General features: G+C 64.7%; 14 protein-coding genes. 12 read left to right on the top strand and 2 right to left on the bottom strand.

Going from position 1 to position 12,515, the window contains the following annotated elements:
- Positions 1–514 (bottom strand): radical SAM protein (locus AC1DJW_RS15410; protein WP_476901799.1); only part of this gene is annotated, 514 nt, incomplete at its 3' end.
- Between the two features lie 179 nt (positions 515–693).
- Between AC1DJW_RS15410 and AC1DJW_RS15405 the strand changes: the two genes are divergently transcribed.
- The 7 genes from AC1DJW_RS15405 to AC1DJW_RS15375 are packed head-to-tail and all read left to right on the top strand — an operon-like array spanning position 694 to position 7,038.
- Positions 694–1,425: a response regulator transcription factor gene (locus AC1DJW_RS15405; RefSeq protein WP_476901801.1), complete on the top strand. Its 732-nt coding sequence runs from the start codon at positions 694–696 to the stop codon at positions 1,423–1,425.
- A complete protein-coding gene (locus AC1DJW_RS15400; RefSeq protein WP_476901798.1) occupies positions 1,412–2,680 on the top strand; it encodes a sensor histidine kinase in 1,269 nt (422 codons plus the stop codon). The genes AC1DJW_RS15405 and AC1DJW_RS15400 overlap by 14 nt, the downstream gene beginning before the upstream one ends.
- Positions 2,677–4,236 carry a molybdopterin-dependent oxidoreductase gene (locus tag AC1DJW_RS15395; protein WP_476901797.1) on the top strand — a complete coding sequence of 520 codons (1,560 nt, stop codon included), beginning with the start codon at positions 2,677–2,679 and terminating at the stop codon, positions 4,234–4,236. The genes AC1DJW_RS15400 and AC1DJW_RS15395 overlap by 4 nt, the downstream gene beginning before the upstream one ends.
- Before the next feature lie 46 nt (positions 4,237–4,282).
- Positions 4,283–5,503 (top strand): molybdopterin molybdotransferase MoeA, encoded by a 1,221-nt coding sequence (locus AC1DJW_RS15390; RefSeq protein ID WP_476901796.1) that lies wholly within the window; start codon positions 4,283–4,285, stop codon positions 5,501–5,503.
- A gap of 23 nt (positions 5,504–5,526) precedes the next feature.
- Complete coding sequence (gene moaC / locus AC1DJW_RS15385; RefSeq protein ID WP_390282848.1) at positions 5,527–6,096, top strand: cyclic pyranopterin monophosphate synthase MoaC; 570 nt, start codon at positions 5,527–5,529, stop codon at positions 6,094–6,096.
- Positions 6,093–6,593 (top strand): MogA/MoaB family molybdenum cofactor biosynthesis protein, encoded by a 501-nt coding sequence (locus AC1DJW_RS15380; RefSeq protein WP_284753619.1) that lies wholly within the window; start codon positions 6,093–6,095, stop codon positions 6,591–6,593. The genes moaC and AC1DJW_RS15380 overlap by 4 nt, the downstream gene beginning before the upstream one ends.
- A complete protein-coding gene (locus tag AC1DJW_RS15375) occupies positions 6,583–7,038 on the top strand; it encodes a molybdenum cofactor biosynthesis protein MoaE (RefSeq protein ID WP_236816685.1) in 456 nt (151 codons plus the stop codon). Before AC1DJW_RS15380 ends, AC1DJW_RS15375 begins: the two co-directional genes overlap by 11 nt.
- Before the next feature lie 23 nt (positions 7,039–7,061).
- Here AC1DJW_RS15375 and AC1DJW_RS15370 read toward each other — a convergent pair whose 3' ends face one another.
- The gene (locus tag AC1DJW_RS15370) at positions 7,062–7,721 is read right to left on the bottom strand and encodes a response regulator (protein ID WP_390282803.1); all 660 of its coding nucleotides are present in this window, start codon (positions 7,719–7,721) and stop codon (positions 7,062–7,064) included.
- Between the two features lie 265 nt (positions 7,722–7,986).
- On the opposite strand from AC1DJW_RS15370, the gene AC1DJW_RS15365 reads away from it, so the two are divergent.
- From AC1DJW_RS15365 to AC1DJW_RS15345, 5 genes are all read left to right on the top strand, one after another.
- The gene (locus tag AC1DJW_RS15365) at positions 7,987–9,174 is read left to right on the top strand and encodes a sensor histidine kinase (RefSeq protein WP_476901795.1); all 1,188 of its coding nucleotides are present in this window, start codon (positions 7,987–7,989) and stop codon (positions 9,172–9,174) included.
- A 194-nt stretch (positions 9,175–9,368) separates the two neighbouring features.
- Positions 9,369–9,530 carry an aureocin A53 family class IId bacteriocin gene (locus AC1DJW_RS15360; RefSeq protein WP_345449805.1) on the top strand — a complete coding sequence of 54 codons (162 nt, stop codon included), beginning with the start codon at positions 9,369–9,371 and terminating at the stop codon, positions 9,528–9,530.
- Positions 9,531–9,609: 79 nt separating this feature from the next.
- Positions 9,610–10,149 (top strand): PH domain-containing protein, encoded by a 540-nt coding sequence (locus AC1DJW_RS15355; protein ID WP_390282805.1) that lies wholly within the window; start codon positions 9,610–9,612, stop codon positions 10,147–10,149.
- The gene (locus tag AC1DJW_RS15350; protein WP_390282806.1) at positions 10,149–11,618 is read left to right on the top strand and encodes a PH domain-containing protein; all 1,470 of its coding nucleotides are present in this window, start codon (positions 10,149–10,151) and stop codon (positions 11,616–11,618) included. The genes AC1DJW_RS15355 and AC1DJW_RS15350 overlap by 1 nt, the downstream gene beginning before the upstream one ends.
- Positions 11,615–12,514, top strand: a complete 900-nt coding sequence (locus AC1DJW_RS15345) for an ABC transporter ATP-binding protein (protein WP_390282807.1) — start codon at positions 11,615–11,617, stop codon at positions 12,512–12,514. Before AC1DJW_RS15350 ends, AC1DJW_RS15345 begins: the two co-directional genes overlap by 4 nt.
- Position 12,515: the final 1 nt, after the last annotated feature.

Raw genomic sequence — 12,515 nt, 5'->3', positions numbered from 1 at the left:
TGTCGAGGAAGGGGCGGCGGGTGAGCTTGGTGAAGGTTTCTTCGTGCAGGGAGTCGAGGGAGACGTTGATGCGGGTGAGTCCGGCTTCCTTGAGCGCCGCCGCTTTTTTGTCGAGTCCGACGCCGTTGGTGGTCATGGAGATCGGCAGCCCGGGGTGCGCGTCGCGGAGGGCTGAGATGATGTCCACGAGGTCGGCTCGGACCAAGGGCTCGCCGCCGGTGAGGCGGAGTTCGCGGACCCCGAGGTGTTCGACGCCGATCCGCACCAGCCGGACGATCTCGGAAGCGGTCATGACGGCTTGTTTGGACAACCATTCAAGGCCCTCGGCCGGCATGCAGTACGTGCATCGGAGATTGCATTTGTCCGTCAGGGACAAGCGCATGTCGGTGGCCCGGCGTCCGTAACGGTCGAACAGGCCCGCCGGAGTTCCGGCAGGGCGCGGCGGGGGTGCAGACACGCTGCTTCCCGTCCCGTCGCCCGTGGGAGGCAACGGCATGCCTAGCTGAACACTCATGGGTTCAGGCTACGCCAGGCAGGGCCGAAGCGTGATATCGCCCACGGGTCACGTTCGTCGGTTGCCCGCCGCGGAAGGCAACGCATGGCGCGACTTCTTACGGAATACATACGGTTGGCCCACGGGCGCCCGGAACACATACCGCGGGCACCCTGCGAATCTATGCTGAAGGTGTGAACATGCAGCCCGCCCCGCACGCTGCCGAAGTCGGCAATCGCCGCATTCTGCTGGTCGAAGATGAACAGACCATCGCCGACGTCGTCCGGGACTACCTGGTCCAGGCAGGCTTCCAGGTCGATCTCGCGGGCGACGGCTTCACCGCGCTGAGCCTCGCGGCCGCCAGGCGGCCCGACCTCGTCATCCTGGACCGGATGCTGCCCGGACTCGACGGCGTGGAAGTGTGCCGCAGGCTGCGCCTGGCCATGAGCGTTCCCATCATCATCGTGACTGCCCTTGGCACGGAAGACGACCGGATCCTTGGCCTGGAAACGGGAGCGGACGACTATGTGACCAAGCCCTTCTCACCCCGCGAGCTGGTCCTCCGGGTGAAGTCCGTGTTGCGCCGGAGCATCCGGGAATTCAGCCCGGAACCTCCCGTGGAGCTCGCCGGCTTCGAACTGGATCCGGCCTCCCGCACGGTGCTCCAGGATGGCAAGCCCCTCATGCTTACGGCGCGTGAGTTCGATCTGCTGGCGTTCCTGCTCCGTCGGCCCAACCAGGTGTTCAGCCGCGAGGATCTCATCAAGGCGGTCTGGGGCTGGGACTTCGGGGATTTGTCCACCGTGACGGTCCACGTCCGTCGCCTGCGCGAAAAGATCGAGGACAACCCCACCACCCCGGTGCTGCTCAAAACGGTCTGGGGAATCGGCTACCGTTTTGACGCGAAGGAAGGTGGACATGCAGCCAGCTGAAATGTTCACGATCCTGGGCTGGATGCTGCTGTGGGCTGTCCTCATCGGCGCCTTGACCCTTGCCTTGCTGCGTTTCCTGCGCGGCGCGTCGATCCTGGTGCAGATCTGCCTCGTGGTGGTGGCCACAGTTGCTGTCCTCGTGGCAGGGATGGTGAGCGCTTTCAATGCGATGTTCATTTCCGCCGTGGACCTCGAAGTCATGTGGTACATCCTCGGGGTAGCCTCGGCCGTGGCGATCGCGATTTCCCTGGTCCTCGGGGCCGGGGTGTCCCGCAACGCCATCCGGCTCGTGGCAGCAACGCGGCGACTCGGCAGCGGAGAAGCCCTCGATGGCTCGTTCCTGCCACAATCAGGGTCGCGGCGGGCCGGACCGGCAATGAACTCCGAGCTTGCCCAGCTCGCCCAGGAACTCGAAGCGAGCAGCATCAAACTGGAGGAATCCCGGCGACGGGAAGCCGCCGTCGAAACCGCCCGCCGCGAACTGGTCTCCTGGATCTCGCACGACCTCCGGACCCCCTTGGCCAGCATGCGGGCCATGGCCGAAGCGCTGGAAGACGGTATGGCCTCCGACGTCCCCGGGTACTATCGCAAGATTATCGCCCAGGCGGATCAGATGGCGGTCATGGTCAACGATCTTCTCGAACTGTCCAAAATCCAGGCGGGAACCCTACGGCTGAGCGCAGAATCCTTGGACCTCTACGACCTCGTGAGCGACGCCATCGCCGATCTCGCGCCGCTCGCCGCCCAGCGCGGGATCCGGCTCGACGGCGGCGGCGACCGCGAGTGCATGGCCGTCGCGGACGGCCCCAGCCTGGGAAGGGCCGTCCGGAACGTGCTGCTCAACGCGATTATCTACAGCCGGCCCGACGGCGGGGTCCTGGTTCGCGTCGGACGCGACGGAAGCGACGCCGTCGTCGACGTCGTGGACAGCTGCGGGGGTATCGACGAGGAGGATCTCGCCCACGTTTTCGAGACCGGCTGGCAAAAGGACCGTTCCCGGGGAGCAGGAATGCCCGTCGATGGGGGTCTGCCGCGATACAGCGGGGCAGGCGTGGGGCTCAGCATGGTGGCGGGCATTGTGAAGGCGCATGGCGGCAATGTCACGGTGGCGAACACGGGGGAGGGCTGCTGTTTCACGCTCCGCCTTCCATCGGGCGCAGAGTCAAGCGCATCCCGCACCAAGGTATTTCCGATACAGAAAGTGCCCGCGGACACCGTTCCGGCAGAGGGCACCAAACAGGCAGGCACATCATGAGCAGGACCACTTCGAAGAAAGCCAGTACCAGGACGGCGGCCCGGTGGGCGGCTGCGTGCGGCGTGGTGGCGATCGGACTCGGGGTGGCGGCCGGCGAGTTGCTGGCCGGGTTCCTGAGCCCGTCCGTCTCGCCCGTCACAGCCCTGGGCGGTGTGGTCATTGACGCCGTGCCGGGTTGGGCCAAGGAACTGGCCGTCAACCTTTTCGGCACCGCCGACAAAATCGCCCTGATCGTCAGCATCGCCCTGGTCACTTTGATCCTCGCCGCAGTCGCCGGCCTCCTGGAGTATCGGCGAAAAGGAGCGGGGCTGGCGCTCGCCTTGCTCGCTGGAGCTGCGGGGCTGGCTGCAGTGCTGACCCGTGCCCAAGCCACGCCGACAGCCGCAATTGCCCCCGTCGTGGCCACGATCGTCACCATGCTTTTCCTCCGGCTCCTGATCCAGCGGCTCGAAACCTGGCGACCCGTGCCCGAGGCGGCAGACATGCCATTGGCCCGCCGAAGCTTCATGCAATTGCTGGGTGGAACCGCGATCGCAGCGGTCGTCGCCGGGATCGTGACAACAGTGGTGCGCAGGGCAGGAACGGTGGCATCGGACTTCCGCAACGGGGTGGTCCTTCCAGCCCCGGTGACGCCTCCCGAAAAAGTTCCCGACGGCGCCGCTCTCACCTTGCCGGGCCTGCTGCCGCTCGTCACGCCGAACCCCGACTTCTACCGGATCGACACCGCGCTGATCCCGCCGGCCGTGAATCCGCCGGACTGGACCCTGAAGGTGACCGGCCTGGTGGAACGCGAAGTCACCTTGGATTTCGCCACCCTGCTGACGAAGCCGATGATCGAGCGTTACGTGACCATCGCTTGCGTGTCCAACGAAGTCGGCGGAGACCTGATCGGCAACGCCCTCTGGCTGGGCTGGCCGGTCCGCGAACTCCTCGCCATGGCCGGGCCCAAGCCCGGGGCGGATATGGTGCTCTCCCGCAGCACTGACGGCTGGACCGCCGGAACCCCCCTCGAAGCGCTCACGGACAACCGTGACGCTATCCTCGCCGTCGGAATGAACGGCGAACCGTTGCCGCTCGAGCACGGCTTCCCCGTCCGGATGGTCGTTCCGGGCCTCTATGGATATGTTTCGGCCACCAAATGGCTGACGGAACTGAAGGTCACCCGTTTCGCCGACGACCAGGGCTACTGGGTCCCGCGAGGTTGGAGCGATCATGGTCCCATCAAGACGCAGTCCCGCATCGACGTGCCCCGGGACGGCCGCTCGGTCAAGGCCGGAACGGTCCAGTTCGGCGGTGTCGCCTGGGCTCAGCACCGCGGCGTTTCCCGCGTGGAGTTGCGCGTCGACCGAGGCAATTGGCAGGAAGCCAAGCTAGCCCCGGGGATCTCCTCGGACACGTGGTACCAATGGCAGCTGGGCCTTGAGTTGGGCTCAGGGAACCATGAAGTCCAGGTCCGTGCCACCGATGCCACGGGCGCCCCGCAGCCCGAAGCCCAAACCCCCGTGGCACCGGACGGCGCCACGGGGTTCCACACCATCCACGTCACCGCCAACTGACATTAGGCTGTGTAGGTCTGAGCGAAACAACCCGGGAGGAACCCTCGTGGCACGATCCGTCGCAGCCCACCGTCAAGCCGTCCAGGAGCTGCTGTCCGGCCTTGCACACGTAGACGGCACCGAAGAGCTGCCGTTGCTGGGGGCGCTCGGCCGGGTACTTGCCGCCGACGTCTTGGCCCCGCTGAGCCTGCCGCCGTTCGCCAACTCCCAGATGGACGGTTTTGCCGTCCGCTCTGCGGACCTGGCCCCCCACGCAGGGAGCGACGCCGGTGCGGAGCTGACGGTCGTGGATCCCGTCCCGGCCGGCGCGGCACCGGTCCGGCTCATGCCCGGCACCGCAGCCCCGATCATGACCGGCGCCATGATGCCCGAGGGTGCCGACGCCGTCGTGCCCATCGAACAGGCAGTGCCTGATGTCTTTCCCGTCCCGGGTGTCCCATCAACCGTCCGCCTTCCCACCACTGAGCCCGGAACGTTCGTCCGCGACGCCGGGAGCGACATCACCGCGGGAACCGTTGCCTTGCGCGCCGGAACCGCCCTCGGACCGGGGCAATTGGGGCTGCTCGCCGCCCTGGGGATGACCGCCGTCGAGGTCCGCACGCCGGTGCGCGTGCTCCTCGTCACCACCGGCGATGAAGTCGTGGAACCCGGTACGTCCCTGCCGGAAGGCAAGATCTACGATTCCAACGGAACCCTGCTCGAAGCCGCCATGCTGCAGTCCGGCCTCCACGTCACGCGGACGGGAATCAGCGGCGACAATCCTACCGAGCTGCTGGCGCTCCTCCGCAGCCTGGGCGGCACTGTCGATCTCATCGTCAGCACCGGGGGCGTCAGCAAGGGCGCCTACGAAGTAGTCCGGCAGGCCATGCTGGAACAGCCGGTCGAATTCGTGTCGGTGGCCATGCAACCCGGCGGCCCCCAAGGGATCGGGACGTTCGACGGTTTGCCCTTCCTGGGATTCCCGGGCAATCCCGTGAGCTGCCTCGTGTCCTTCGAAATGTTCCTCCGCCCGGCGCTCGCCGCCGTCGTCGGAAGCCCTGCATTGCGTCCGAGCCTCCAGGCCCGCCTTACGGAGTCTCTGACTTCGCCTGCCGGCAAGCACCAGGTCCGCCGCGGCACGCTTCTTCCGGGGGGAACGGTCAGGCTGGAGGGAGGTGCCGGTTCCCATCTCATCCATGCGCTCGCCAACTCGAACGCGCTGGTCCAGGTGCCTGCAGCCGTCACGGAACTCGACGCCGGGGCGGAAGTGGAAGTATGGATGTTGTGAATGACACTTCAGACTCCGCCGGCATGGTCGGCGGCCTCACCCCCTTGAGCCAGGATGGCGGCGCCCTTGCGCATTTGAGCCAAGACGGCGGCGCCCTTACGCATTTGCGCCAAGATGGTACAGCCCAGATGGTCGATGTCTCCGAGAAGGCCGTGACCACACGTGAGGCTACGGCCACAGCCACCGTCCACAGCACCGCCGAGGTGCTTGCCCTGCTCGGGGCCGGTGAGCTGCCCAAGGGGGACGCCTTGGCCGTGGCCCGGGTTGCCGGCATCATGGCAGCCAAGAAGACCCCTGAACTCATCCCCCTGTGCCACCCGCTGCCTATTTCCAAGGTCACGGTGGACTTCGAGCTTGGCCAGGACACGGTAGTTGTCCTGGCAACTGTGAAGACCAGGGGCGTCACGGGCGTGGAGATGGAAGCGTTGACCGCGGCCTCGGTGGCTGCCTTGAGCGTCTATGACATGATCAAGGCCGTGGACAAGCACGCCGTGATCAGCGGCATCCAGGTGCTGGCGAAGAGCGGCGGAAAGAGCGGCGACTGGGCCCTGCCCGCCTCGTCCGGCGCGCCCGGCGAAGGACCACGCGCATGAACGCCTGCGAACCCCGCCGCGGCCCGCGGAAGGCCGGCGTGGTCATCGCGTCCAACCGCGCTGCGGCAGGAATCTACGAGGACAAGAGTGGTCCCGTGATCCTGGACTGGTTGGTCGAACACGGCTACGAGACCTTTCCCGTCATGGTGGTGCCGGATGGTGAGCCTGTCGGTGCCGCCATCCGTGCGCTACTGACCCAGGAACCTGCCGTCGTCATTACCAGCGGCGGTACGGGACTGAGCCCCGATGACCGCACTCCGGAAGTCACGTTGCCATTGTTGGACCGCGAAATACCGGGGCTCATGGAGGGTATCCGCCGCGCCGGAGCCTCCAAGACCCCCATGGCGATGCTGAGCCGGGGCCATGCCGGTACAGCGGGCAAGACGTTCATCGTGAACCTGCCGGGTTCGCCGAAGGGCGTGATGGACGGCCTCGCCGTACTGGACCCTGTTATTGCCCACCTATGCGATCAGTTGGAGGGAAGTCATGACCACTGAAACCGACTTCGAAGTCATCAGCGCGATCCTCAGCGCGGAGCCGATTTCCGTCGACCAGGCCATAGCGGCGGTTGAATCGGACACGGCGGGAGCGGTAGTGAGCTTCAGCGGCGTGGTCCGCAACCACGACGGCGGCAAACCCGTCGACAGGCTCAGCTACAGCGCCCACCCCACGGCGCACCAGGTCATGGCCGACGTCGTCGCGAAGCTCGTGGCCGAGCACTCGGGGGAGGCAGCCCAGCCTGTACGGATCTGGGCAGCGCACAGGATCGGCCTGCTGGAGATTGGCGAACCTGCGCTCGTCTGCGCCGTTGCCGCTGCACACAGAGGACAGGCTTTCGCAGTGTGCTCGGAGCTCGTGGACAGGATCAAAGCGCAAGTGCCCATCTGGAAGGAACAGTTCTTCAGCGACGGCACGGTCGAGTGGGTCGGGGCAGGGGAGTAGCCCGGGCGCAGGGATCGCGAGCGCTACAACGTCACGAGATTTGTGCGCACCGCATGGATGAGTACTTGGACGCGGTCGCGCACGTCCCATTTGTTCATGATGCGGCCGAGGTTCGACTTGATCGTCGCCTCGGAGAGGTGGAGAGCCTGTGCTATCTCGGCGTTTGACATACCCTGCGCGAGAAACACCACGATCGACAGTTCGCGTTCTGTGAGCGCTTGGGCGCGGGAGAGCGCGACGTGACCGTTGGGGTTGGCCGTGTGCCGGACGGCCGCAATGAGTCCACGAGTTATGCGCGGCGAGAGCACTGACCTGTCAGCGTGCACGTCCAAGATGGCGCTGACGATCTCGTCCGGATGAGTGTCCTTCACAAGATAGCCGGAGGCTCCGGCCCTGAGCGCGGCGATGACGTGGCTTTCGGAGGAGAACGTGGTCACTGCAAGCACCCGGGCGTCCGGGTATTCGGCAGTGATCCTCTCTGTTGCGGCAATGCCGTTCATCACCGGCATTTGGATGTCCATCAGTACTACGTCCGGTTGTAACTTGCGGTACTGCTCGACGGCTTCCGTTCCATTAACTGCTTCTCCGGCCACAACTGTGGCCGGAGCTGACTCCAGGAAGATGCGCAATGCGTGTCGCACGAGGGCTTCGTCATCGACGATCAGAACACGCACGCCTTCCATTCCTACAGTTTAGGTGTCGGGAGTCGACTCTCAGATCAGACTAAAGTCGCGCAAGGAGTCGACTTTCGTCGGCAGACCCTGTGCCGGCCGGCTGCGACGATTAGCTTGTTGGTACTTTCGGGCAGAAAGGGATTTGACCGTGTCTGCAGCGAGCGTAGTGGGCGGGCTGGCGTTCCGCCTGGGGCCCGCCGATCTTCGGCCGGATGGGTAGGGCAATGAGACTGTGTGCCTGAGCGTCCGCCCGCTTCGTCTGGATAATTGGGGGATGAAGCGAAGCGGTCCGGCAGAGGCTGCCCGCAACAATGTCGACGGGTCTGCCGGTTGGCGTGGCTTCTGGGCGTACACAGCGTTGCCGGCGGGTGCTCGTCTCGCATTGGCGGCCGTTGTCGCGGTGGGGTTGCTGGTGGATGGTGTGCTGGCGCTAGTTGCCCAGACACCGATGCCCACCGCGGCTGTTTACGTGGGCGCGCTCATCGCAATCGGTGCTTTCGCATGGCGGCCTCCCATAGCGGCGATGGTGCTCGCGGCATGCGGCCTCGTCGCAACATTTCTTGGTGCGGGTGGGCCTTACTCTCTGGCTCTTGCCGTCTCGGTCGGCTTGGTCACGAGTACGTGCAGTCGGTGGCTGAGTGTCTCATACTGCGTCATCACAGCGGGGTGGGCGGTGGTTGCGGCAGGGGTTGGCCAGGGGCTCGCACAAGGCGGCGGGATCGGCAGCGTTGCCGCTGGCCTTGCTTCGGGACTAATTGGTTGGGGGTTCCGCGGAGGTCGAGCGAGGGAACATCAGCTTGCTGCTGACATTGATCGGCTCAAAAGAGAATCGGCGGCCGCCGTACAGATGGAGCGGGATCGAATCGCTGATGAGCTGCACAACATCATTGCCCACGACATCACGACCGTTGTGATGCAGGCCCGGGCCCTCGAACTGGTGGACGACCCCGTGGCTCGCGATACATCAAGGCGTGCGATCACTGATGCCGCGACACAAGCCCTCACAGACATCCGACGGATGCTGCGTTTAGTCCAGGGGACGGACGAGACGGTCGGAGAAGCCGGGGCAGGTGCAGTGTCCTTGGCAGCGACGTTGGAGTCCTTACGTCTTGGACTCGGCTCGATGGGAGCTTCGGTCGAGCTCTCCTTTCCCGGCAGTGAGTTGTCCATTTCGAACAGCATCGAGACGACTCTCGTGCACATCGCACGTGAGGCAGCCACCAACGTGATGAAGCACGCTCGGCAGAGCCCGTCGATTCGTTTGGCGGTGACGTCTGATCGCGAATGCATCACATTGCAGGTCTGGAATGCTCCGTCCAGCGGCGGGGAGGATTTGACCGCTGATGCGACGGGCTACGGACTGAAGCGGATGAACGACCGGGTGATGCTGCTTGGCGGAACGTTCAAGGCAGGCGGTGATGAAACGGGGTGGACCGTGACGGCGACGATGCCCAGGTTCTAATGGGCCAGTAGTCCAACAGATTTCGCGGTCAGAGGATTCGCGTCCGCGAACGTTGGGTCGCATTGCGAGAGGAACGGGTGCATTCGAACGATGTTTAACTCGATACGGATGACGGTGTTTGAGACGGGAGGTCGGGATGAATCGTAGTCAGTGGCGACAACAATGTCGCACTGAGAGGAAGGTGAGGTGGGTCGATGCCTGCCATCATTCTGGCTGTCATCCGAGCAGTCATGCACTTGGGTTCCCGGGCGGTCAACTGGGTGACGGCCAACTGGCGCACGGTGCTGGACTGGCTCAACGCCGGCAGGACGATCGATTGGATCGTTCGGCGGATCCGAGACATCCTCGGGCTGTGAGCAGCGGGAAAGGGCGCGCTCAGCCCAGCCGGGGTCGCCCTTTTCCGTGTCATACCACCGTGCGCGAGCAGGTGACGCGATGACTACAACGACAGGTGACGACCCGCGCGGGATAGCGAGGGGGATCGCAAGAGTGGCGGAGACAGATGTCGCTGGCGCGACATTTTCGGCAGCGGTGAGCCGCCGCGCGGTGACAGTGTGGAACATCACTTCTGGCTGTACCGGGCTGATCGCTTGCGTCGTGCTGCTCGGCTTCCGCCTGGTCTTTCAAGACGGCTGGCTCGCGATCGTCCTGGTTGTCTTGGCGGTCGTGACCGTCGCCTCGACGGTCGCTGAGTGCCTGATCGTCAACCCTCGACGAGCCCTTACGTTCCGTTATGGAGTGGAGCCGCCGGGCCTGTCGATCGCTCAGGGCCGGTGGATTCGACGTGAGACCTTTGTGCCGAGGGCACAGATTCTCTATGTCCGGCTTCGACGCGGTCCGGTGCTGCGCAACTTTGGACTTGCGAGTGTGCACGTAGGTGTACTGGGCAGGGAGTTCATGGTTCCCTGTCTCGACGAGCAGGATGCTGAGCGGCTGCGGGGGGCGTTGAAAAACGTCGATAGGGGAGCCGCCTGATGCGCAACTCGCCACTGTTGATGCTGGTCAGACTCCTGAAGGCGCTGCCACAGTCTGTACTTATCGTCATCGGGATCGTCGTCGCGACCTCCACGTTTCAAGGCGGGATTGCCGCGGCGTTGTGGGTGCTCCTCGCATACTTCGTCTATACGCGGATCTACGTGATCTTCTACGACTACCTGGCAACCGCCTGGGATGTACGGTCAGATGGCTTCCACTATCGACGAGGCCTCTTCTCGCGGGAGACCTTAACCATCGCTCGCAACGATATCGCGAGCGTCCATCTCTCGCAGGGCGGCCTGGACCGGTTTTGGAAGCTGTTCGAAGTGCGGGTGCAAAGTACTGCGGGGGGACGCGCCAGCCTGCTTCTGCACGCGGTCACACGTGACCAAGTCGATGAGATCGCCCGCGTCTACGGTGTTCGTCCGACCCTGCAGGCCAAGGATGTCAATACTGCCGCAGGGTCCGGCCGGCAGGAGGAGGCACCCGCGGAAGGCGTTACCGAAGCGCCCTCCGTGGTGGCGAGCGCGGTTTCCCTTCGGAACGCGGACTGCTGGCTTATCTCCCTCACATACGGCAAGTACATGCTTCTCATTCCGGTGCTTTGGACGTTGATCTCCCGGTTCACGGGGAACACTGGTGTCGCCCAGCTCGAGTGGACCGTAGACCAGTTGCGAGCGCAGCCGGGCCTTGCGCTGGCCGCAATGCCCTTGCTGCTCGCCGCGAGCGTCGCTTACGGCGCCTTAGTGGCCTATCTGAAATATTCGAAGACGCTCGTCCGTGTGGAACCCGACTCCGATGGCATGCTGAAGATGCGGGTATCGCGCGGGCTGATATCTACCGTGGATCAATCCACCCGCGTCGACCGAATCGACGCACTCGAAATGCGGCAGAACGTCGTGATGCGGGTGTTTGGGCGATACTCGCTGCGAGTGATCGTGCGGGCTCAGGGGTCCGGAAGCGCGAGCCGTACAGTTGTGATCCCGATTGCCCGCCACTCAGACATCGACGCATTCGTCGCACAGTACCTTCCGCGATTCCGCATCGTCAGCGGCGTTGAGGTCGCCGGCATCAACCCGGTCCTGGGATGGGGCGCAGGCTTGACTGTGGGAGGAGTCGTGGCGGGCACGCTAGCGGCTCTGGTCTCACCGCCGGTTGTCGTCGTGATCATGGCGTTAGTGGTGATCGCGACCGCGGTGGCGCAACTGGCGGTTAAGCGCGCTGACTTCTCCACTGACAGCCGGTTGTGGCGAGTGAGATCGGGGGTGCTTGGCACGAGGACGTGGGTGCTCCCCTCAACAAGCCCTGCCTCGACGACGATATACGGCAACGCGTCCGGATGGCGATTTTGTGTGCTCGCTTTCCGTGCCGGCGGCACAGTGCCTCGGACAATCAGAGCGCTCCTCCGAGGCTCGGGTCACGCGACGCTGATGGAGGCGCTCTCGCGTGACCAGGTGCACGCATCATGATCGAAGTGATCGGACTCACGAAGTCATACGGCGGACGGACACGGGTTGATGACGTTACCTTCAGCGTCGGCGACGGCCGTATCGTCGGCTTCATCGGGCCTAACGGCGCCGGCAAGACCACTACGATGCGAACCGCCCTCGGCCTTGAGAAGCCCGATTCGGGGCGGGCGTTGTTCGACGGACGCCCATACCGGGAGCTTCCCAACCCACGCCAGAGCGTTGGGGCGGTCCTCGACGCCGGGGCGCTGATCCCTGACCTCCGCGCGATTGAGCTCCTGCGTTACTGCGCAAGTGTTCAGGGCGTGGACAAGGCCCGGGCCGAACGGGTTCTGGCCATGGTCGACCTCGGTGAGGCCCGTAGACGGAGGGTGCGCGAGCTTTCGCTTGGCATGAGGCAGCGTCTCGCGCTCGCCGCAGCCATCTTGGGCAACCCGGGCAACTACGTCCTTGATGAGCCGCTCAACGGTCTCGACCCCTCGGGCATCCAGTGGCTGCGTCACTTGCTCCTCCAACTTCGCGATGAGGGCGCGGCGCTTCTCCTGTCGTCGCACATCATCACCGAGCTCGAGCTCGTGGCTGACGACGTCGTACTGATCAACAACGGCGTGCTCAAACTCCGAAGCAGCCTCGCCGACCTTGCACGAGGAGCCGGGCCGCGGGTCAACGTCATAAGCGAGGACGTCGGCACCTTCATCGCGCTCGCAAAGAGGAACGGCGCCACCATCGTCAAAGCAGACGATCGCGCCGTGGTCGTCGCAGACCTCACAGCGCGTGAGGTGTTCTCGCTTGCGGCTGCCCATGGGCTTGTCTTGGATGAGCTTCGCACCGAGAGCGTCTCGCTTGACGACGTGTATCGACGGATCGTGGACACGAAAATCGAAGGAGAGGCTCCTTGAG

It is taken from the genome of Arthrobacter sp. 05L417, from assembly GCF_056397865.1.
The sequence above is the reverse complement of the archived record's forward strand: the minus strand, read 5'-3'. Positions and strand labels throughout refer to the sequence as shown.